The following is a 19,836-nucleotide window of genomic DNA, read 5'->3' as shown; positions in this document are numbered from 1 at the left end:
ATTGTCGTTTTTGTTGTCAAAAATAAATAACTGAGTGGGATAAATTTATGAAAATTGAGCGAATCCAAACAATTACCATTTCTATCAAGACTTTGATCCTGGGTTTATCTATTGCGGGTGGTAGTGTATTTGCCCAAACACTAACTTTGCCTCAAAATTTAATTCCTTTAAACTCGGCTGAAGGAGAAATTTTATTAATTGGCAGTCAAGCCAGAAAAGACTATTTGCCCCTAAGCATACACTTTGTTACCCAGAAGAATCAAGCTTATTGTGGGGTTGCCAGTATGGTAATGGTGTTGAATGCTTTGGGTATTCCTGCACCGGAAGCGCCGGAGTATTCTCCTTTTAATATGTTTACTCAAGACAACTTCTTTAATAATGAAAAAACAACTAATGTTGTCTCTGCTGATGTTGTTTCTAAGAAAGGGATGACCTTAGATCAATTAGGTGGATTAATGGAAAGCAAAGATGTTAAAGTCAAAGTTTACCACGCAGCCGACACTAATTTATCAGAATTCCGCCAATTAATTGCAGATAATTTAAAACAGCCTGGTAATTTTGTTTTAGTCAACTACTTGCGAAAAGCGATTGGGCAAGAAACAGGAGGACATATATCCCCAATTGCGGCTTATAATAAGCAGACAGATCGGTTTTTAATCTTAGATGTTTCTCGCTACAAATATCCTCCAGTTTGGGTGAAAGCAGAAGAACTATGGCAGGCGATCGCCACTGTTGATTCTGATGGCGGGAAAACACGGGGTTTTGTATTGGTAAGTCGAGATTAATAAGGCTTCACCCTAAAAGCATCTTAAAAACCCAATTCCATGTAATTAAAAGATTAATTAAATAAGCCTGCTTATGCAGGCTTATTTTGTATTGTTTTCCAGCCTAAAGGCTGGGTAAATTTGAGACAATGAAACTTAATTTATTTACCTATTGCTTTGCCGATCGCTTCTTGTGCTTTTTCAATTAAATTAGAATCAGAATTTTCTGCTTGAGAGGATACTACTGTTTTTTCGTTAGCCTTTTCGCCATAATCAAATAATTCATTGGCATTCTGCGATGCTTGCTTATCCTCTTCTAAAAGACCTGTAGCTTCACTATATTCATAAGCGCGGTCAATTTTTTCCTGTGGAGTTAGATGACGTGGAGGAGTAGAAAGTGCATAACTTGGCTGTTGAAATAAAAGAAATAAACTACAAAAGCTAGTTACTATTATTAAGCTGAATGTCAGCGCGACCTTAAATAAGCTTTTTTGAATAGCTAATGAAAACTGAGACATACTGCTTTCCTCAAAATTTGATTTTTACAAGCTGTAATAGCTGGATTTATGTAAATAAAAATTATTTACAATAACACAACTTATTCTGATTTTCTAACTAAAAAAATGCTTCTACCCGCAGGCACATAAATTTTATGGCTTTAACCATGATCGATTAATTTGGATACCTCGGCTTTCCATTGTTTGTTCAAATAAATCTGTCGGCAATGCTTGTTCTACAACCCAAACACCAGGCTTATTGAGTTTGCCATCAAGCATTAGTTGAGCAAGACTGCCAGTGCCACAGGCGGCTGCAACTGATGTATTTTTATGTACTAAAGTTGAGCAATAACTTGCTGGTTGTCCATCCTTGCTACCTGTAACTTCAGAACGAATCGCTACGCCAACACCACTGAGTTTGTCAGTAAAATCGGTCATGCGGTGACTAACATGAGCAAGAAATTCAATTACTGCTGAATTTCTCAGCCAACTAGCGGGCCACCAGTGGGCAACACTCCAAGTAAGATAGTTATAAAAATCTGGGACTGTACCAAATTTAGTAATTACAGTTTTGACAGGAAAGGTGTCTGGTAAGGTGAATGTTTCTGGCATATCGAACCAGTAAACACCAGTACGACCGTAAGGCGCTGGAAATTGAATCATTTCGCGATCGCTATACGGTTTTACCATCTCCCATTTACCGTTGATCCACGATTCAAACTCACGGCGTAACCCCAAAAATGTCGTTCGCATCACCGTAACACCAGCACCACCAGATCCAGCTACTACATAACTTAAGTGAATGCGTTCTGCTTCATCTAGTTGCTCAACGCCCTCTCGCACCATGCTATTAGAAATACCAGGGAAAATGCCTGTGTTAACGATCGCTGTCACCCCAGCAGCTTCAGCTTCAGGTTTGCAGTCAAGCACTTTACGAGTAAAAGAACGGTGATCGCTGACATCTAGATAGTTGACACCTTGTTCTATGCAACTTTTAAGAACTTTAGCATCGCGATAGTGAAACGGACCAGCACAATGGATTACCAGATTTGAGGATGCGATCGCATTTTTTAGGCTATCCTCCTCATCCAAATCTATTGCCAAAAATTTCACCTGCGAACCTAGCTGGGAACCTAACGCGGTTCCATTGGCTGAATTCCTGCCTGTAATAATAATTTCAGCATCAGTATGAGCAATTAAATCTTGTGCCACACTGCTACCTATCCGTCCTGTCCCCCCAAGAATTAAAACTTTGTTCATTGATAATTGTTAATTGATAATTGTTAATTGATCCTTACAGTTCATCATTTTTGTGTGTTTCTCTTCATCGGTAGTAAGAATGACATCTGATCTATAAAAAAGATGATTTTGGAGTTAAAGAAATAATTTTATGCGTAGATTTGCTATTACGGTCTGGTACGGCGGTGTTGCATTGCTCTTCATCGGCATTTTTCTGATCTTGATAGGCATCGCGTCCTCAGCCTACATAATTTTGTTTGGAATCTTGTCTGTCTGGTTTGGTTTCTGGCTATGTCAGCGTGGAGGCAGGCTATGGGAAGGTAATAAAGGTAACGGAAAAACTGCCAAAAAACTTAAATAGAATCGCTTAATAATTTCCGCAATTTGTCAATCCGTAATTATACTGATTCAACTAATTAAGATTGTTTAAATATCCCTAATCTTTCCCTAGCCTGTGTCAATTTTAGGTTGATATGCTGGAAACAGGGGCAATTTTTTGATAAAGATTTACAAGCGATCGCACTTTACTCACTCTTCACTCGCACTTGCGATCGTAATAATATCCAACCCACTACTACCAAAACCGCACTTAAAGCCAAAAATCCCAAATCCCAAGCAAGTTCATTTGCCCCTGATTTCACATGATGAATGCCCAAAATGTGGTGATCGATTAAACCCTCAATTAAATTAAAACTACCTGCACCAATAGCCAAACAAGCACCAAATATTTTTGGCGAACTCAAAATATTTCCCACCTGACTAGCACGCCAGAGCAAAACCAACCCAACGGCTATAATTATATATATCCCCCACAAAAAAAATCCATCCCAAAGGGTATTTAATTCTAAATTATAAGTGTTAGTGATTGGTTTAACACTTGATAGCATATGATGCCATTTCAAAATTTTGTGCAGCACAATTCCATCAAATAATCCTGCTAGTCCTATTCCCAACAAAATACCAGCAGCAATCATTAATTCAGAGTTATTTTGTGGTTTTTCCATACAAGCTTTTTGGGATAACTCATTGATTTAATTGAGAGTAAAGCTTGTTAGTCAACTCAGCCATTGTACTAAAGTAGGATTTAGATATAAATGTATGACTTACGCACTTTCATGCTTGAAATCTAGATCCCAGATCATACTCTTCTTCCTTGGCGTTCTTTGCGTCTTGGCGGTTTTTCAAATAAGTATTTTTTAGGCTGGAAGGGAGTAAGTAGGGGCAAACCCTACACCCCGTGTATAGAAAGCAGTTTTGCATCAGTCGTGTAAATATTTAAATTAATTCTTAATTCCCGTTGTCGCAATACCACGAATAAACTGCTTTTGACCAATAATAAAGAGTAAAACCACTGGCACAGTAGCAATCACTACTGCTGCCATTAATAATTCCCAACTATTAGTAAATTGCTCTTGAAAATCTGCCAAAGCTAACTGCACTGTTCTTAACTCTGGTCGCGTTGTAAATACTAAAGGCTTAAATAAATCATTCCACTCACCAATAAAGGTAAATAGAAACAGCGTCACCAAAGCTGGTCGAGATAACGGCAGCATGACGCGCCACAAAATTTGCAGTCGGTTAGCGCCATCAAGTGCCGCAGCTTCTTCTAATTCCACTGGGATAGTTAAAAAATATTGGCGCAATAGAAAAATTCCAAATCCACTCGCTGCTGTTGGTAAAATTAATGCCCAATAAGTGTTAATTAAATGTCCCCATTTCAATACTAAAAAAATCGGAATTACTAATATTTGAAACGGAATCACCAAAGTTGCCAAGACAATCAGCAATACTGCTTGCCGTCCCCTAAATTTTAATCTTGCCAAAGCATAACCTGCTAATGCCGACGTGACAATTTGAAATCCTGTCACCGCTAAAGCTACTAAAGTTGAATTAGCAAACGCTAACAAAAAGTTACCACGCTGCCAAGCTGCCTGATAATTCGCTACAGTGAATTTGGATAGTATCAGGGATTGCCCTGGGGTAGCGCCAGTAGTTGTCAGGGAAGTAATTAATACTACAGCTAGTGGTAACAATACTACAAGTGCGATCGCCAGCAGTAAAACTAAACTTAGCGATTTCCAAATGCTGACTGAAAGTTGGTATAAATGTGTTTTAGGCATTAATACTCATTTACGTTTATGCTTATAGAATCAGATGGAATTTTATTCCAATTGGGGAACAGTTTAAACCAGTGGTAAGGTCTAAGATAGAAGTTTGTTAAGTTAAGTTAAACTAGCATTTTGAAACTCACCCTCAATTTACAGGGTTGACCTATCTTGTATCAGCTTAGTTAAGAACACAGGAGATCATCCATTTATGGCGCAAATTGCAGCCAGCATTGACTTCCAGAGCGAAACATATAAAGATGCCTATAGTCGCATCAATGCGATCGTAATTGAAGGTGAACAAGAAGCATACGAAAATTACACTAAACTAGCTGAACTACTACCAGAATCTAAGGATGAGTTGATCCGCTTATCCAAGATGGAGATGCGTCACAAGAAAGGATTTGAAGCTTGTGGTCGCAATCTTCAAGTTACAGCAGATTTAGAATTTGCTCGTAACTTCTTTTCCAGACTGCACGAAAACTTTAAGGTTGCAGCAGAAGCAGGTGAAATTGTCACCTGCTTGCTAATTCAATCACTGATTATAGAATGCTTTGCGATCGCAGCATACAACATCTATATACCTGTTGCCGATGACTTTGCCCGCAAAATTACTGAAGGCGTAGTCAAAGATGAGTACACTCACCTGAATTTTGGTGAAGTTTGGCTCAAAGAACACTTTGAAGAATCCAAAGCTGAACTAGAAACAGCCAATCGTCAGAACTTACCCATAGTTTGGCAGATGCTTAATCAAGTTGCCAAGGATGCTGGTGTTTTGGCAATGGAAAAAGATGCCTTAGTGGAAGACTTTATGATTGCCTACGGCGAAGCCCTGAGTAATATTGGCTTTACCACTCGCGATATCATGCGGATGTCTGCCTACGGTCTTACCGCAGCTTAGTAATCAAGTTTGGCACAAAATGTAGAGACGTTGTATACAACGTCTCTACATTTTATTTTGGTTAATATAATATAATTAATCAACTAAACAGAATATTGCCTTGATTAAATATGGTGATAGAAATGTTATTTAACCATAATATCACTTGTATACTTTTGGCTGAGAGGGCAAGTAACAGATTTTTCTCGTGACCAATCTGTAAAGGTAGTTTCATTTTTGTAATGTCGAGGAGTTTGGAGTAATAAGCGCCAAGCAACACCCGCATCTAATATATATTTTTCACTTTTCTCAGGATAATGAGTTGTAATTAACTCTTGAACCAAGGGATAATAATCAGAATTTATCCCTGGAAAAATATGATGTTCGGCGTGGTAAGAAAAATTGAAATGTAATAAATCAAAGATTTTAGGAACCCGCAGAGACAAACTATTAATTAGTGGATCATTAACACTGGTCATTTGGCATACCATGTGATTGGTATAAATATAAAACATCACCCCAGCATAGCCAATTGCTATTGGTAAAAAGTAACTCAAAATTAGTTTAATTGGGTTAAATTCTAGGTATGCCATAATACTGAGGTGTATCATAAAGATTACCAAAGATTCCCAGGCGATTGCTCTACGATCCTTAGCACTAACCGTAAACGCAGCAGGCACATAATCAACAGTTTCACGATTAAATAACAGCACAGAAGTTAAATTGCGAAAAGTGTGTACTCCCCATGCACTTGTCATACCCACCGTTAACCAAAAAGGATTCACCTCAGCAGAAGGTACAAATAAATTTTGAATCCATTTTCCCCAAGTTTTAGGTTGTTCGTCTAAATAATTGCGATCCGGATCTCCAAAATTATTTGTATTCTTGTGATGCACACGGTTATGAACTGCTTTCCATAATGTTGGTGGCATCCACAACATTGTTAATCCTAATAAGCTGATCAACCTCATCAAACGGGGGTTTCTAATCACGCTACCGTGCATGAGGTCATGAGATGTAAACAATAAAGCAATTATACTATTACCCATTACCACAGCTAAGGGTAAATAAAGCCACAAATAATATACAGACCACTGCTCCAACTTATCTGCAATTATCCAACCTAAAACCAAAATCACTAAATTAATCAACAAAATTACTAACTTGTTGATATTCGGGGCAAATGCTTCAGGGGGAAGAAATGTGCGTAATTTTTTCGCATACTCTGCTTGTAAAATAAAATCTATATCTTCGGGAACAGGCATAAAACTTGAAAGTTGGTTAACAGGACTCATCGGCAAATTTTCAATTATTAAATTATTAATAAATAAAACGTTATAGCGCAAAAACACTTCTACACTATAGCCTAAAGACTAAAAGTTAATGTAGAGGTAATTATGACTTCTAATTCTTTCTTGCAAGACATCGAAAAATACCTTCCTTTAGTTGGGGATGTACATATCAAAACCCCACTTGCATATCAGGCAACTAGAGGGGCTGTATCTGTAGTTAACACGCTACAAATGGCAGCAGCAGAAGCTTATATTAATGGATTGGAAGTCCCAGATTTCCTATTAGAAGGGCTGTTTGATAGTTTTATGCCCGTCTTTTTTCGTTATTTTCCCTCACTTCTTGCACCTTATGATTGGGTTTTAAAAGAAACCGATCATCTCGCGGAAGGTTCAAAGGATTTGATGAAACTCCAGTATGACCTTCCTCAAGGAATGCTGAATAAAATGTTGGGTGACGGGCAACTCATTTATCCTAAATACAGCATGGCATTGTGGGAAAAAGGAGCATCTAACCTTGAACAAGCCCAAATGCAAATGCTCGATGATGTAATCGAGAAACTAGACATCAAGGACGGAGATCGGATCTTAGATTTTGGATGTGGTTGGGGCTGCGTTCCAAATTACATCCTTTCCAAATTCCCAAATGTCACGTTTACAGGGATTAATTTGAGCCACGAACAATGCGAATATATGCGCGGTAAAATGCAAGATCCCGCCAGCTACCTGAGTTCAGGTCGGTTTACTCTGTATGAAGGGGATTTGAATGATGCAAACTTTGATCAAAAATTTGATAAAATTCTTTCAATTGGGGTTTTTTGCCATGTAGGGAATTTAACGAAAGCTTTTGAGAAATTAGCGTCTTTCCTTAATGATAATGGGAAAGTATTCATTCACATTATCACAGTCCGCACCCCTAATCATATATCTAGCGTTTACACTCATCAATACATTTTTCCTCACGGTCGTTTCTGGAATTACGATGCTGTTCCTAGCCATAATAAAGACCTGAAAACCATTAAGAGGTGGTATTTAAATGGCTATAATTACTCGACAACTTTTGCCACCTGGTTGAAAAATTTTGATAATCATCAGGCGATCGTCAAAGATTTAGAATATGGCATGGATTATGCTAAGTTCCGTCGGATTTGGCGTTTTTATTTGATTTGGTTTGTTCGCAATTTTGCTAGTTGTAATGGCGAATATAATGGCAATGGTCAGTTTTTACTGGTTCATGCTTAGTCAGTGCGTTGGCGTAGCCTACCGTAGGTAATCGCACTATGACCATCATCCAATAGCAACAAGCTTTTACCAAATCTGCTGATTTAGGAGTAGTTCATGCCAACTGGATCAGCAGATTTATACTGTTGCTCAGAGGAGCGGCAATTTTTTGTACAATTGTTAAGAGGCTTTAACGATTTTAATCTTTAATCCTAAATTCCGCCTGATCCGCAGGTATACCTACAGCAATTCATGTTTGGTCTAATCGGTCACCTTACCAGTTTGGAACACGCTCAAGCCGTCGCTAAAGAGCTAGGCTATCCAGAATACGCCAATCAAGATTTGGATTTTTGGTGCAGTGCGCCACCCCAAATCGTCGATCACATTACTGTCACTAGCATTACTGGTCAAAAAATTGAAGGTCAGTATGTTGAATCATGCTTTCTACCAGAAATGCTTGCTAATCGCCGGATTAAGGCAGCTATCCGTAAAATCCTAAACGCGATGGCTCATGCTCAAAAGCATGGCATTAACATTACAGCCTTGGGAGGCTTTTCTTCAATTATTTTTGAAGAATTTAACTTGCACGAAAGTAAGCAGGTTCGCAATGTCAAGTTAGAGTTTGATCGTTTTACTACAGGTAATACTCATACTGCTTACATTCTTTGTCGTCAAGTAGAACAAGCATCTCAAAAACTAGGCATTGATTTGTCTAAGGCGACAGTTGCAGTAGTCGGGGCTACGGGTGACATTGGCAGTGCTGTTTGTCGTTGGCTAGATGCCCGCACTGATGTAGCAGATTTGTTATTGGTGGCACGCAATCAAGAACGACTGCAAAACCTACAAGAGGAACTGGGAAGAGGCAAAATCTTAAAGCTAGAAGAAGCTTTGCCTTTGGCTGATATTATTGTCTGGGTTGCCAGTATGCCAAAAGGTGTGGAAATTGATCCAGCTACTTTAAAGCAACCTTGTTTGCTGATAGATGGCGGATATCCTAAAAATATGTCAACGAAAGTTCAGCATCCAGGTGTATGTGTCCTTAATGGTGGGATTGTTGAGCATTCTTTGGATATTGACTGGAAAATTATGAAAATCGTCAATATGGAAGCGCCAGCACGCCAGTTGTTTGCTTGTTTTGCAGAAGCAATGCTATTGGAATTTGAGAAATGGCATACTAACTTTTCTTGGGGACGAAATCAGATTACTGTTGAAAAGATGGATCAAATTGGTCTGGTGTCTGTTAAACATGGTTTCCGACCTTTATTAAGCTAATACATAGCACTCTGCACCGTCAGCAGTCAGCAGTCAGCAAAAAAAACTAACAATATCTAATACTTTAGGTTTAAACTACTGACTGATAGCTGATAGCTATACTCTTGATGGTCATAAATCTGGGTTTTTGCTTAAATTTTCTAAGGTTAAAAAATCTCTTTTCAATGACCAATGACCGATGACCTATGCCCAATGACTAACTATGCCAAGTACTGAGCGTAAGCCGTTACTTTTAGATTTTGAAAAACCGCTTGCCGATCTGGAGACACGAATTGAACAAATTCGTGAACTAGCTGAAGAAAACAACGTCGATGTCTCTGAGCAGATTCGTCAGTTGGAGGCACGAGCGGTGCAACTTCGCTCTGAGATTTTTAGTAGTTTATCGCCATCTCAACGACTGCAAGTAGCTCGTCATCCCCGCCGTCCTAGTACTTTGGACTATATTCAGGCAATAACTGATGAATGGATGGAATTACATGGCGATCGCGGCGGTGCTGATGACCCTGCTTTAGTTGGTGGTGTGGCTCGTTTGGCAGGTCGCCCTGTGGTGATGTTAGGTCATCAAAAAGGTCGTGACACTAAAGATAATGTGGCGCGTAACTTTGGGATGGCTTCTCCTGGTGGCTACCGTAAGGCGATGCGCTTGATGGAACACGCTAATCGCTTTGGGATGCCAATTTTGACGTTTATTGATACTCCTGGCGCTTGGGCGGGTATTGAGGCGGAAGAGTTGGGACAGGGAGAAGCGATCGCATATAACCTCCGCGAAATGTTCCGCTTAGATGTGCCAATTATTTGTACAGTAATTGGCGAAGGTGGTTCCGGTGGCGCTTTGGGTATTGGTGTAGGCGATCGCTTATTAATGTTTGAGCATTCTGTCTACACTGTTGCTAGTCCTGAAGCTTGTGCTTCTATTCTGTGGAAAGATGCCGCCAAAGCTCCCCAAGCAGCAGAAGCTTTAAAAATCACAGCTTGGGATTTGAAAAACCTTGGTATTCTCGACCAAATATTAACGGAACCTTTAGGGGGCGCTCATGCCGATCCTGTAAAGGCTGCGTCCATCCTTAAAAACACTCTGTTGGATAATTTGGAAGAACTCAGCAGACTAACTCCTCAACAGCGACGAGATTTGCGATACCAAAAATTCCGTAATATGGGCGTATTTTTAGAAGTACCTGCCTAATGATAGTTACATTTGTTACAGAAATTTGGGCAAATGATATAATTTTACAGGCTCAATTATCAATGATCAATTTCCCGTATATTTGCCCCTAACTTGAATTATGGAAAATCAAAAAATATTTTGTTATTTCAAGGCTTCAAGTAAAATTGTGGGGTAATTGATAATTGATAATTGATAATTGTTAATTGTTAATTGTTGAATGAGTTTTATTTCTAGAACCGAGAAATCTGCTCTGATCACAGGAGCAAGTAGTGGGATTGGCAAAGCGACTGCTTTAGAATTTGCTAAAGCTGGAATTAATTTAGCCTTAGTTAGCCGTTCTCCAGAAAAGTTAGAGGCTGTAGCTCAAGCAGCTATTGAGGCTGGGGTAAAAGCAAAAGCTTATATCCTAGACTTAGCTGAAGTTGAGCAAGTCAAAGAAAAAATTAGTGCGATCGCATCTGATTTTGGCTCTATAGATATTTTGGTGAATAATGCGGGTATGGGGTACACTAACACCCTCAGTGATACCTCCCTAATAGATTGGCAACAGGTAATTAACCTAAATCTCACCAGTGTATTTCAGTGCATTCAAGGGATATTACCGATGATGCGCGATCGCGGACAAGGGACAATTATTAATGTTGCTTCTATTGCTGCCAAACAAGTTTTTCCCCAATGGGGAGCTTATAGCGTCAGTAAATTTGGCATAATGGCTCTTTCTAAAACCCTAGCAGCAGAAGAACGCCAGAACGGAATTCGCGTTACAGCTATTTGTCCAGGTTCCGTCAATTCTTCTTTGTGGGATACAGAAACAGTGAAAGCCAACTTTGACCGTTCCGCAATGCTAACCCCAGAAGTTGTCGCGCAGTCAATTCTGCATACAACACTTTTACCTGCATCGGCAGTAATTGAAGAGTTAATTTTAATGCCTAATGTTGGCACTTTTTAATCTACTGCCTTTTTAGCTAGTTATACCTACTTCACATCACAATTTGAGACTAGATTTATCATGACTATTGCTCATCCCGACAGTGCCAAAGACTCTCAATCTGCGATCGGTAATACAGAGATAAGGGTAGAAACGCGCCCTGATCGCAATACATTAAACGGTCGGGAACCTAATTTGCAACGCCCCTCGGAAGAAATCCATGATGAGATGATGGACGCTGTAACCACGCTGTTATTAGGGGTGGGCGAAGATCCACAACGGGAAGGTTTACTAAAAACTCCCAAGCGCGTTGCTGAAGCAATGCGGTTTCTCACCAGTGGCTATACCCAATCTTTAGAAGAACTTGTCAACGGCGCAATCTTTGATGAGGGTCATAATGAAATGGTTCTCGTCCGAGATATTAATGTGTTTAGCTTGTGCGAACACCATATGTTACCGTTTATGGGCAAAGCTCACGTTGCTTATATTCCTAACCAGAAGGTTGTGGGATTAAGCAAGTTAGCTAGAATTGTGGAAATGTATTCTCGGCGTTTACAAGTACAAGAGCGACTAACACGCCAAATTGCTGAAGCAGTTCAAACTATTTTGGAACCAAAAGGTGTGGCTGTTGTGATGGAAGCCAGCCATATGTGTATGACGATGCGGGGGGTACAAAAACCTGGTTCTTGGACAGTGACAAGTGCAATGCTTGGTATTTTTCAAGAGGAGCAAAAAACTCGTGAAGAGTTTCTCAATTTGATTCGTCACCAACCTGCTTTCTTTTAACTGATGGGGAGTTTGAGGGGCTATAATTCCCACGCTGTAATGTACTCCATTCAGCGTCGGGTAATTCAAGTCCTGATCTTAATGCAGTTTCGCCCAGCGCCTTTGGCGTTATACAGTGCCTGATCTGCCGCTTGCAATAACTCATCTTCTGTGGTGCCGTTGGTAGGAAACATGGCTATGCCGCCGGAAATCGTAGAGTAGATTTCTCTATCTTCGGTTTTCACTTTTAATGCCTGAAAAGCTAGGCGAATTTTTTCTGCTAGTTGGTAAGCTCGCTCCAAAGAAACCGAGGGCAGAACCAAGACAAATTCTTCACCCCCCATCCGACAAGCAATATCACCAGTGCGAACCTGACTGAGCAATAGCGGCCCAAATGCTTGCAAAACATCATCACCTGCTTTATGCCCGAAGGTGTCGTTGATCTTTTTGAAGTAATCAATGTCTAGCATAATTAGGGCGACTGAATACCCTCCATTAAGGGCGCGAGCTAATTCTTTTGGCACAACCTCATCAAAGTAGCGACGATTGAGTAAGCCTGTGAGCTTGTCTCGAATCACCTGTTCACGTAACTGAGCTTGCAAGCCTTCAATCGCTAGGAGTTGGCTGTGGAGACGTTCGTTGACTTTTCGGAGTTCAATTTCGGCTTGGTAACGTTGGGTAATGTCGCGCAAAACAATCAATCGTCCGCTAAATCTTCCATAGCGATCGCGCAACTGTTTGATCTCCAGATCGACCATAGCCTGAGCTAGCTGAATCTCAACTTGGTCATTTTTGTTTTGGTAGCAGACTCTCAGAATATTTGGGTGCTGGGCTAAAACTACTGCTATCGGTTGCCCTACGCATTTTGTTGTTGTACCGATCAGAGATTGAGCCGCCGGATTTAGATCTACAATTCGGTTTCGCACATCTAGGACGAGTACGCCGTCACTCATGCTTTCGATCAAAGTATCACGGGCGATCGGGACAACATCAAATAACCGAAAGCGAAACAAACTATCTGAGAAGGCTAAACCCGTCACTAGAAAACTCATAGGCGTAATATTGAGACCGGGGGGGGCTAGATTTAGCATATACAAGGTGCTGGCGATCAGGGGCGCTGTACAACCGATGAGGACAGATCCCGCTTGGCGACGGTATACCATCGAAGGTTTTATAGCTGCCTTGAAGAGTAATGAGGAACCTGCAAAAACATAGACATAAACCCAGAACATTACCCAAAAGAAGCCAGGGCCATGCTGATAGACAATGAGATTGCTACCGCTAGCGCCAGGTAAAAATCCTGTCCAGACCAGTTTGTGCCATTTGTTGGTGGCAACCAAAATCACATCGAAGACTGGAATAATCCACAGCCAAACAACCTGCCGAAAGGTGAGCCACTCTTGATCAGAGGTAAAGTAGATGGCAAAGATTAATAAAAACGTCATTCCAGCACCGGAGAAGACGTACTCTAGGGTTGACCAAAATATTTTGTTTGGCAGGGCGATCGCAGCCGATTCTAAAGCTGCAACTGTGGCATATCCCGACACAGACACCATCAGGAGGGTAAAAGTTGTTTGAGCCGGAGTTGAGCAGCGCAACCAAGAGGTGAAAGCCATTGCAGCAGCAATGATAGCAGTAACACCAAGAACAGCGAAGCCTGGGGTGTATTGAAAATACATCTTGATTCTAGTTGTAGCTGGAGCCATAGCTAGTCTTATGGCTATTGTGCTTATGCTGAAAGAACCCAAGTGTAAAAATTAAATCTCAAGTAATCGTAGCTTTTCAAATAGTTGGGCTACTTTATTTAAATCTTTATCTCCAGGCGCTTTCTCTACACCACTAGATAAATCAATACCACTCGGTTGTAGTTGATCTAAGGCATTTAAGATATTATCTGATGTTAAACCACCCGCCAAAAACCAAGGACAATTGGGATTAAATTCTTGTAATGTTTTCCAATTTAATGTTTTACCAGTACCACCTAACATTTGGGGATGGTAAGCATCAAGTAGTAAAGTATTAACACAATCCTTGTAGGCGTTTGCTTGAAGTAAATCTTCTGGCGTTCTTACTCTTAATGCTTTAATAATTTCTACATTAGGTAAAGACTGACGCAATTGCTGACAAAATTCTATTGTTTCTATACCATGTAATTGCACACCCGTCAAGTTTGTTGCTGTTACTATTTGGCAAATCTCTTCAACTGTGCTATCAGCAAATACGCCAATGCAGTGAACATTTACAGATAGTTGTTTTACGATCACCTTAATTTGACTTGCGGTGACATAGCGGGGAGATTGAGGAACGCAGATGAAACCTAAAGCTGTTGCACCGAGTTGTGCGATCGCATCCCCTTGTTCTGGTTTGGTAATACCACAAATTTTTACTCGCATTAGCTTAAGATTTGTATCAAAACTTCCTTGAATTGTTAACTCTTAAAACAAATTGTGGCTTCTTGCTAACAGCTTTTTATAATCCTTACTTGTTTGGATTCTATTAAAGCAGGAGATCGTAAATTGCTTCACTTAACTTTACTTGCCGTTGCACAGTCAACCGTTCCTCCTACCCCAAGTTGGACACCTACTATCGGTATAGTAATGGTACTCTGTAACCTTTTAGCTATTGTTATTGGTCGCTTTGCCATCCAAAAGCCTGGTGGAGGACCAGATTTGCCAGTTTCTAAGCCTGCTTTGTTCCGCAATTTTAACCTGCCTGAATTACTAGCCACAATGAGTTTTGGTCACATTATCGGAACTGGTGTAATTTTGGGGCTGACAAACGCGGGCGTACTTTAAAACACAGCTATTCCTGTAGAATGATGCGATCTTGCGCCTGTTTAACGGGAGAATAAGCAGGAAGAACATATATCATCAGGGCTTGGTTGTCTAATCAATATCCCTGCTCTGCCGAAGCCTTAACGAGAGAGAACATCAAAATCCCTACCTCTGTTAAATATTTGTATCTAGGAGAAAAAAATTGATTGACTTAAATTTTCTAATCGCAGCATCACCAATCGCTTCCTTGGCACAAGGATGGACACCTAATGTAGGAATTGTGATGACTTTCTTCAACATTGTTGGTTTAATCATTGCTCGGATCGGTGTTCAAAAACCAGGAGTTGGACCAAAACTGCCTTTCCCCCTACCTTTTATTGCTGATAGCAAGTTTAGTTTGAGCCAATTTATAGCAGGTGTTAGCTTTGGTCACATTTTGGGAGTTGGTGCTATCTTGGGGCTAAATAACGCTGGTTTACTGTAAAAACAAGTCTTTTTACCACTAATATTCTTCCAAACGCCCGATGAGTAGCTAACTAACCTGCTCATCGGGCATCTTCGTTTTTGAATTGTATATGCTGGTAAATAGGCTCCTATCTGGCACTAACTGCACAATGCCTGGGGCTAAATCAACCTTTTTCCGCACAAGCGGATTTTTATAAAAACTTTTAATTTTAGGAAAATAGAAATGCAAACAGGTTGGCGAATTGGCTCTTTATTTAAAATTCCCCTGTATATTGACCCTTCGTGGCTATACATTTTAGGGCTTTTTACTTACTTGAATGGACTACATATTCAAGCAAGTTACCCACAATGGGAACCTTTGGTAGTATGGGGTGGCGGTTTGGCAATGACGTTACTGTTATTTGCCTCGGTGTTACTACATGAATTGGGTCATAGTTTGGTTGCGCGATCGCAAGGCATTAAAGTTAATTCAATTACTCTCTTTCTATTTGGCGGCATTGCCTCGATTGAGCAAGAATCTAAAACTCCAGGTCAAGCCTTTCAAGTTGCCATTGCAGGTCCCGCAGTTAGTTTACTGCTATTTGTCTTGTTTTTTAGCTTCAATAAAATAGTGCCTACAACTGGCTTGATCAAAGTTTTAACTTTAGATGTAGCTAGAATCAACTTGATATTGGCGCTGTTTAACTTGATTCCTGGTTTACCTCTGGATGGGGGACAAGTTTTTAAAGCAGCATTGTGGAAACTCACAGGAAACCGCTTTCAAGCCGTCTGTTGGGCTGCCCAAGCGGGTAAATTTTTAGGTTGGATTGCGATCGCATTTGGAGTCACAGCAGCCTTACTAGGCGTTTATACTGGGCTGTGGATGGCTTTAATCGGTTGGTTTGTAGTTCGTAACGCCAACAATTACAGCCGAGTGGCAACTTTACAAGAATCATTACTGCAAATTGTAGCCTCCGATGCCATGACTCGTGATTTTCGAGTAGTGGATGCGAACATGACATTGCGCCAGTTTGCCGACGAATACATTCTGGCAGAAGCTTGGACATCCGACAAACCTCTGTTATATCCCTACTATGCTGCTTCAGATGGACGTTATCGCGGTTTAGTTTGTGTGGAAGATTTACACTTTATAGAGCGCAGTCGGTGGGAAACTGAAACTATTCAAAGTATTGTCCGCCTTCTAACTGAAATTGCCACAGTTGAAGAAAAAACATCTTTAGTTGATGTAATTAACTGTATGGAAACCAAGCAAATCAAACGCTTAACAGTTCTTTCACCCGCAGGAGCAATTGCTGGTGTAATTGATAGAGGAGATATTGTGCGTGCAGTTGCATCTAAGCTAAATTTGGGAATGCCTGAGCCTGAAATTAAGCGGATCAAAGCTGAAGGAAGTTATCCAGTTAATTTACAGCTACAGGCGATCGCTAAATCAACTGTACTGTAAAGCGATCGCACTAGCTCTTATTCCCTCCCCGTTGACGGGGAGGGTTAGGGTGGGGTTCTTAATTATCTAAATTTCTCAGTTTGAAAATAATGAAGTATCAAATTGATGGCGATATATATAAGCAACAAGTAGCTAATTATTTCAACCAAAGAAACAACTATGATGCTGAAGGTGAGTTTCATCCAAAACTTGCCCAGCGTTTTCTTGAATATACAAATATTCTATCTAAACAAAAAGTTTTAGATGTGGCGACAGGTACTAAGCCAACTACTTAGTTAAATTATCGGATGCTGAGTAACTCATCAGAGTGACAAAACAAAGTTATTTTAATTGTTTTTCAGCTAATATTAAATTCCACTCTGGCTCTGATAAAGGCTGTACCACTAAATCAATATTAAAACAGCTACTAGCTGCTGCTATTAATGTATTTTCTATAATTTCAATCAAATCATTACCCTGCTGCAATAAAGGTAATTTAATTTGCTGAGAAACTTCAGTTTCAAATACCTGACTAAAAAGGGTAGTATTTTGTTTCAACCGCATCGAACCATGCTGCAAAATAGCCTTACCACGACGCAGTTGGGCGCTACCAATAAACTTACTATTATCTGCTAACACTAAATCAGCACCAGTAGCAGTACCAAAACAATTAGGGTTATGAATATACCCTCGTCCAGCACTACCATAATGTAACTCTAAACCAAGTTCTTTCCAACCAAGAATTAAAAACTCGCAAATTTTTTCATACACTTGCAGGCGCGTACCCTGAAGCCCTGAAATTATCACAGCATAAGTTAAATCCCCTTGGTGCAATACCGCCCGTCCACCAGTCGGACGGCGCACCAAATCAAGTTTAGTACCTTGCCAAGTTAAATTCTTCCAAAATTCTGGATATTGGCGTTGATGATAACCTAGTGAAATAGCTGATGGATGCCAGGTATAAAAACGCAAAGTTGGCGGATGTATTCCCAGTCGATGCTGTTCTAGTAGCCACTCATCTATTGCCATCTGAATACTGCCAGATGTTTCTATTAGTGGAATTAAACGCCAAACATTCATTAACAATTATTAATTAACAATAACCAGTAACCAAATAACCGATTACTGGTTACTGAGTATAAAGTTTACTTAAGCTGCGCTAAACTCAGCTTGCAAAGCATCATCATTGTTGTCAGCAATTGTAGCGACAACTGTAATGGCACGAGAAATTTCTCCAGGAGAAAGTTCTGCTACAGTGCGACTAGCTACTACAACAATTTGGTTATCATAAATTGCAAACCGTGATTCAAATGTATCTAACCAATTCATTTCTAGCAGTTTTCGCATTAACTGCTGTTCATTATTCACAGGTAGCTTGAGAACAGAAGCCCAAACTGTAAAGCTATCCTCATCACTTATACCAGTGAGTTGCACAAATACTTCAACGCTACCGTAATTAAACTTCCATAAATGACCTGCATCACCTTTGCTTACCATAGCAGTGTCATTTTGATCCAAACTAGAGATCACAGTTTGAATTATTTCTAGATGATTAACTTGAGTTCCATCCTCAATCAACTCACTGGTAACTATATCAGCAGTTGAAAGGCTTTCAGTGGAAAGTGCTTCTGTGTTTGGGTCTTGGGTTTTCATAGTCTTATGCTTTTTTAGTAAATTTGCGATACCTAAAACTAATGTACCGCTTAGGCGTTGGCTTGTTTTAAAGAAAGAAAATTAGATGAATTAATACCTTTGTGAGGAAAAGAGGTAAATATTTACTATTTACCCTATTTTATGAGAATGCGATCGCACTCTCAGATACCTATTCTGCCCCTCAACCAGGCTTATGAGCAATCCAATACTTGCTAACAAAGTGAACTTCCGTACTAATATCCCTAAAACCTGCTGACTCTAAACGTTCTACCACATCATCATTGATGTAATTGTTGTAATACGGCTCATGGAACATTGCTGGGAAGTTCTCCATAACTGACATAAAATCAGGAGAATCACTCACCTGCATAGAATCACAAATTACAAAAACTCCTCCAGGTTGAATTACTCTAAAGCATTCCTCAATTACGCGCTGACGCACCGCCGCAGGTAACTCATGGAACATAAAAACGTTTGTGACAGCATGGAAATAATTATCTAAGTAAGGCAACTCCTCAGCATTAGCTTGTAAAAGCTGAGGCAATTCTCCTGGGATTCCAGACAAAAACTGATTAGCTTTCCGTAAGTATGCGGGTGATAAATCTACACCAAATAAAGATGCTTGGGGTAGAGTAGCACGAATTGATTTTAGAGTGCGACCTGTACCGCAAGCTATATCAAGAACACGGATTTGCTGAGGTGAAACCGAATCAAAATTTTTAACTCCTTGCTTTAAAGGACTTAAAATCCGCCGTCGCATTGCATCGGCTGCGCCATTAAATAAAATGTCTACCTGCAAATCATAAAGATTTGCTGACATATCACTTAAATAACCATCAGTCTGATAATGGAAGTTTTGCAGGTAATACTTGGGGTATCCTTCAATATTAATTTCTGGAGAAAAATCTTGATACTTTTTCTGTTTAGCACGCTCCGACGCTTGTAGCATATCCAGCCAAACTACAGGATAGTAGCGCAAGAACTCTTCCCAAGATTGATCAAATAGCAAACTCGTAGGATAAACACCTTTCTCAGCATCTTGCCATTCGGCTGCAAGTATCTGGCTCAGTCTTTTTTGAAGTTTTATTAAAAGGCTTGGCTCAAGAGGTTTAGTCTTTGGATTACCCGCAGGATTAAGCAAGTTTAACAACTGTGAACTTAATGCTTTATGGGCTATACCAAAAGAAATTTTACTTTGCTGAAAAATTTGATAAGCAAGCTGAGTGAGAGGTTCAGCAAATTGGTTATTTTCAGATTTGTGAAGAGTGTTATTTAATTGACGGCGATCCGCAACTGTCATAAATTTTATGTTATTTATCTAAAGATATTTATATTTTCATTAAAATTTTGCAGCAAAAAATCTGTCAGTAGTTGGAATAAAAAAATTGCCACCCCT

At 39.9% G+C, this 19,836-nt stretch carries 21 protein-coding genes; 11 read left to right on the top strand and 10 right to left on the bottom strand.

What is annotated here, in order from left to right; all coding sequences use genetic code 11:
• The first annotated feature begins 47 nt into the window (after positions 1–47).
• Positions 48–785 (top strand): phytochelatin synthase family protein, encoded by a 738-nt coding sequence (locus CRI9333_RS21675; RefSeq protein WP_015205299.1) that lies wholly within the window; start codon positions 48–50, stop codon positions 783–785.
• A gap of 140 nt (positions 786–925) precedes the next feature.
• Here the strand turns inward: CRI9333_RS21675 and CRI9333_RS21670 are convergent, their stop codons facing one another.
• The 4 genes from CRI9333_RS21670 to CRI9333_RS21650 form a co-directional block, all read right to left on the bottom strand.
• Positions 926–1,282 (bottom strand): hypothetical protein, encoded by a 357-nt coding sequence (locus CRI9333_RS21670; protein ID WP_015205298.1) that lies wholly within the window; start codon positions 1,280–1,282, stop codon positions 926–928.
• 132 nt (positions 1,283–1,414) lie between these two features.
• Positions 1,415–2,521, bottom strand: coding sequence for a saccharopine dehydrogenase NADP-binding domain-containing protein (locus CRI9333_RS21665; RefSeq protein ID WP_015205297.1), 1,107 nt, complete (start codon positions 2,519–2,521; stop codon positions 1,415–1,417).
• A 503-nt stretch (positions 2,522–3,024) separates the two neighbouring features.
• Positions 3,025–3,504: a DUF2243 domain-containing protein gene (locus tag CRI9333_RS21655; RefSeq protein WP_015205296.1), complete on the bottom strand. Its 480-nt coding sequence runs from the start codon at positions 3,502–3,504 to the stop codon at positions 3,025–3,027.
• Between the two features lie 276 nt (positions 3,505–3,780).
• A complete protein-coding gene (locus tag CRI9333_RS21650) occupies positions 3,781–4,620 on the bottom strand; it encodes a carbohydrate ABC transporter permease (RefSeq protein ID WP_015205295.1) in 840 nt (279 codons plus the stop codon).
• Positions 4,621–4,816: 196 nt separating this feature from the next.
• Between CRI9333_RS21650 and CRI9333_RS21645 the strand changes: the two genes are divergently transcribed.
• Complete coding sequence (locus tag CRI9333_RS21645; protein ID WP_015205294.1) at positions 4,817–5,506, top strand: aldehyde oxygenase (deformylating); 690 nt, start codon at positions 4,817–4,819, stop codon at positions 5,504–5,506.
• 125 nt (positions 5,507–5,631) lie between these two features.
• Here the strand turns inward: CRI9333_RS21645 and CRI9333_RS21640 are convergent, their stop codons facing one another.
• Positions 5,632–6,780 carry a fatty acid desaturase family protein gene (locus CRI9333_RS21640; protein ID WP_232229366.1) on the bottom strand — a complete coding sequence of 383 codons (1,149 nt, stop codon included), beginning with the start codon at positions 6,778–6,780 and terminating at the stop codon, positions 5,632–5,634.
• A gap of 102 nt (positions 6,781–6,882) precedes the next feature.
• Between CRI9333_RS21640 and CRI9333_RS21635 the strand changes: the two genes are divergently transcribed.
• The 5 genes from CRI9333_RS21635 (at position 6,883) to folE (ending at position 12,146) form a co-directional block, all read left to right on the top strand.
• The gene (locus CRI9333_RS21635) at positions 6,883–8,016 is read left to right on the top strand and encodes an SAM-dependent methyltransferase (protein WP_015205292.1); all 1,134 of its coding nucleotides are present in this window, start codon (positions 6,883–6,885) and stop codon (positions 8,014–8,016) included.
• 231 nt (positions 8,017–8,247) lie between these two features.
• Positions 8,248–9,267, top strand: coding sequence for a long-chain acyl-[acyl-carrier-protein] reductase (locus CRI9333_RS21630; RefSeq protein WP_015205291.1), 1,020 nt, complete (start codon positions 8,248–8,250; stop codon positions 9,265–9,267).
• Between the two features lie 202 nt (positions 9,268–9,469).
• A complete protein-coding gene (locus tag CRI9333_RS21625; RefSeq protein ID WP_015205290.1) occupies positions 9,470–10,450 on the top strand; it encodes an acetyl-CoA carboxylase carboxyltransferase subunit alpha in 981 nt (326 codons plus the stop codon).
• Positions 10,451–10,649: 199 nt separating this feature from the next.
• Positions 10,650–11,381, top strand: a complete 732-nt coding sequence (locus tag CRI9333_RS21620) for an SDR family oxidoreductase (RefSeq protein ID WP_015205289.1) — start codon at positions 10,650–10,652, stop codon at positions 11,379–11,381.
• Positions 11,382–11,441: 60 nt separating this feature from the next.
• Positions 11,442–12,146: a GTP cyclohydrolase I FolE gene (folE, locus tag CRI9333_RS21615; protein WP_015205288.1), complete on the top strand. Its 705-nt coding sequence runs from the start codon at positions 11,442–11,444 to the stop codon at positions 12,144–12,146.
• Positions 12,147–12,211: 65 nt separating this feature from the next.
• On the opposite strand, the gene CRI9333_RS21610 is transcribed toward folE, so the two are convergent.
• Together CRI9333_RS21610 and CRI9333_RS21605 are read right to left on the bottom strand one after the other, a co-directional pair.
• Positions 12,212–13,831 (bottom strand): histidine kinase N-terminal 7TM domain-containing diguanylate cyclase, encoded by a 1,620-nt coding sequence (locus CRI9333_RS21610; protein ID WP_015205287.1) that lies wholly within the window; start codon positions 13,829–13,831, stop codon positions 12,212–12,214.
• Positions 13,832–13,882: 51 nt separating this feature from the next.
• Positions 13,883–14,518, bottom strand: a complete 636-nt coding sequence (locus tag CRI9333_RS21605) for a phosphoribosylanthranilate isomerase (protein WP_015205286.1) — start codon at positions 14,516–14,518, stop codon at positions 13,883–13,885.
• 123 nt (positions 14,519–14,641) lie between these two features.
• Here CRI9333_RS21605 and psaK (CRI9333_RS21600) point away from each other — a divergent pair, with 123 nt between their 5' ends.
• From psaK (CRI9333_RS21600) to CRI9333_RS21585, 4 genes are all read left to right on the top strand, one after another.
• Positions 14,642–14,920 (top strand): photosystem I reaction center subunit PsaK, encoded by a 279-nt coding sequence (gene psaK, locus CRI9333_RS21600; protein WP_015205285.1) that lies wholly within the window; start codon positions 14,642–14,644, stop codon positions 14,918–14,920.
• 181 nt (positions 14,921–15,101) lie between these two features.
• Entirely contained in the window at positions 15,102–15,383 is a 282-nt protein-coding gene (psaK, locus tag CRI9333_RS21595; RefSeq protein ID WP_015205284.1) for a photosystem I reaction center subunit PsaK, read from the top strand.
• A 204-nt stretch (positions 15,384–15,587) separates the two neighbouring features.
• A complete protein-coding gene (locus tag CRI9333_RS21590) occupies positions 15,588–16,808 on the top strand; it encodes a site-2 protease family protein (RefSeq protein WP_015205283.1) in 1,221 nt (406 codons plus the stop codon).
• An 89-nt stretch (positions 16,809–16,897) separates the two neighbouring features.
• A complete protein-coding gene (locus tag CRI9333_RS21585; RefSeq protein ID WP_015205282.1) occupies positions 16,898–17,083 on the top strand; it encodes a hypothetical protein in 186 nt (61 codons plus the stop codon).
• A gap of 46 nt (positions 17,084–17,129) precedes the next feature.
• Here the strand turns inward: CRI9333_RS21585 and CRI9333_RS21580 are convergent, their stop codons facing one another.
• From CRI9333_RS21580 to CRI9333_RS21570, 3 genes are all read right to left on the bottom strand, one after another.
• Complete coding sequence (locus CRI9333_RS21580) at positions 17,130–17,867, bottom strand: lipoate--protein ligase family protein (RefSeq protein WP_015205281.1); 738 nt, start codon at positions 17,865–17,867, stop codon at positions 17,130–17,132.
• Positions 17,868–17,936: 69 nt separating this feature from the next.
• On the bottom strand, positions 17,937–18,440 hold the full coding sequence (locus CRI9333_RS21575) for a YbjN domain-containing protein (protein WP_015205280.1): 504 nt from the start codon (positions 18,438–18,440) through the stop codon (positions 17,937–17,939).
• Between the two features lie 181 nt (positions 18,441–18,621).
• A complete protein-coding gene (locus tag CRI9333_RS21570) occupies positions 18,622–19,740 on the bottom strand; it encodes a class I SAM-dependent methyltransferase (RefSeq protein ID WP_015205279.1) in 1,119 nt (372 codons plus the stop codon).
• Positions 19,741–19,836: the final 96 nt, after the last annotated feature.

The sequence above is a fragment of the Crinalium epipsammum PCC 9333 genome (assembly GCF_000317495.1).
GTDB lineage: Bacteria > Cyanobacteriota > Cyanobacteriia > Cyanobacteriales > PCC-9333 > Crinalium > Crinalium epipsammum.
This window is presented reverse-complemented; position numbering and strand designations above follow the sequence as displayed.

Excerpts from the sequence above, each read along its gene's own strand:
- CRI9333_RS21575 (WP_015205280.1), bottom strand. The coding sequence starts at position 18,440 with ATGAAAACCCAAGACCCAAACACAGAAGCACTTTCCACTGAAAGCCTT.
- CRI9333_RS21635 (WP_015205292.1), top strand. The coding sequence starts at position 6,883 with ATGACTTCTAATTCTTTCTTGCAAGACATCGAAAAATACCTTCCTTTA.
- CRI9333_RS21605 (WP_015205286.1), bottom strand. The coding sequence starts at position 14,518 with ATGCGAGTAAAAATTTGTGGTATTACCAAACCAGAACAAGGGGATGCG.
- CRI9333_RS21630 (WP_015205291.1), top strand. The coding sequence starts at position 8,248 with ATGTTTGGTCTAATCGGTCACCTTACCAGTTTGGAACACGCTCAAGCC.
- CRI9333_RS21670 (WP_015205298.1), bottom strand. The coding sequence starts at position 1,282 with ATGTCTCAGTTTTCATTAGCTATTCAAAAAAGCTTATTTAAGGTCGCG.
- CRI9333_RS21625 (WP_015205290.1), top strand. The coding sequence starts at position 9,470 with ATGCCAAGTACTGAGCGTAAGCCGTTACTTTTAGATTTTGAAAAACCG.
- CRI9333_RS21620 (WP_015205289.1), top strand. The coding sequence starts at position 10,650 with ATGAGTTTTATTTCTAGAACCGAGAAATCTGCTCTGATCACAGGAGCA.
- CRI9333_RS21585 (WP_015205282.1), top strand. The coding sequence starts at position 16,898 with ATGAAGTATCAAATTGATGGCGATATATATAAGCAACAAGTAGCTAAT.
- CRI9333_RS21645 (WP_015205294.1), top strand. The coding sequence starts at position 4,817 with ATGGCGCAAATTGCAGCCAGCATTGACTTCCAGAGCGAAACATATAAA.
- CRI9333_RS21590 (WP_015205283.1), top strand. The coding sequence starts at position 15,588 with ATGCAAACAGGTTGGCGAATTGGCTCTTTATTTAAAATTCCCCTGTAT.
- CRI9333_RS21580 (WP_015205281.1), bottom strand. The coding sequence starts at position 17,867 with ATGAATGTTTGGCGTTTAATTCCACTAATAGAAACATCTGGCAGTATT.
- CRI9333_RS21665 (WP_015205297.1), bottom strand. The coding sequence starts at position 2,521 with ATGAACAAAGTTTTAATTCTTGGGGGGACAGGACGGATAGGTAGCAGT.
- CRI9333_RS21650 (WP_015205295.1), bottom strand. The coding sequence starts at position 4,620 with ATGCCTAAAACACATTTATACCAACTTTCAGTCAGCATTTGGAAATCG.
- CRI9333_RS21675 (WP_015205299.1), top strand. The coding sequence starts at position 48 with ATGAAAATTGAGCGAATCCAAACAATTACCATTTCTATCAAGACTTTG.
- CRI9333_RS21570 (WP_015205279.1), bottom strand. The coding sequence starts at position 19,740 with ATGACAGTTGCGGATCGCCGTCAATTAAATAACACTCTTCACAAATCT.
- CRI9333_RS21640 (WP_232229366.1), bottom strand. The coding sequence starts at position 6,780 with ATGAGTCCTGTTAACCAACTTTCAAGTTTTATGCCTGTTCCCGAAGAT.
- CRI9333_RS21655 (WP_015205296.1), bottom strand. The coding sequence starts at position 3,504 with ATGGAAAAACCACAAAATAACTCTGAATTAATGATTGCTGCTGGTATT.
- folE (WP_015205288.1), top strand. The coding sequence starts at position 11,442 with ATGACTATTGCTCATCCCGACAGTGCCAAAGACTCTCAATCTGCGATC.
- CRI9333_RS21610 (WP_015205287.1), bottom strand. The coding sequence starts at position 13,831 with ATGGCTCCAGCTACAACTAGAATCAAGATGTATTTTCAATACACCCCA.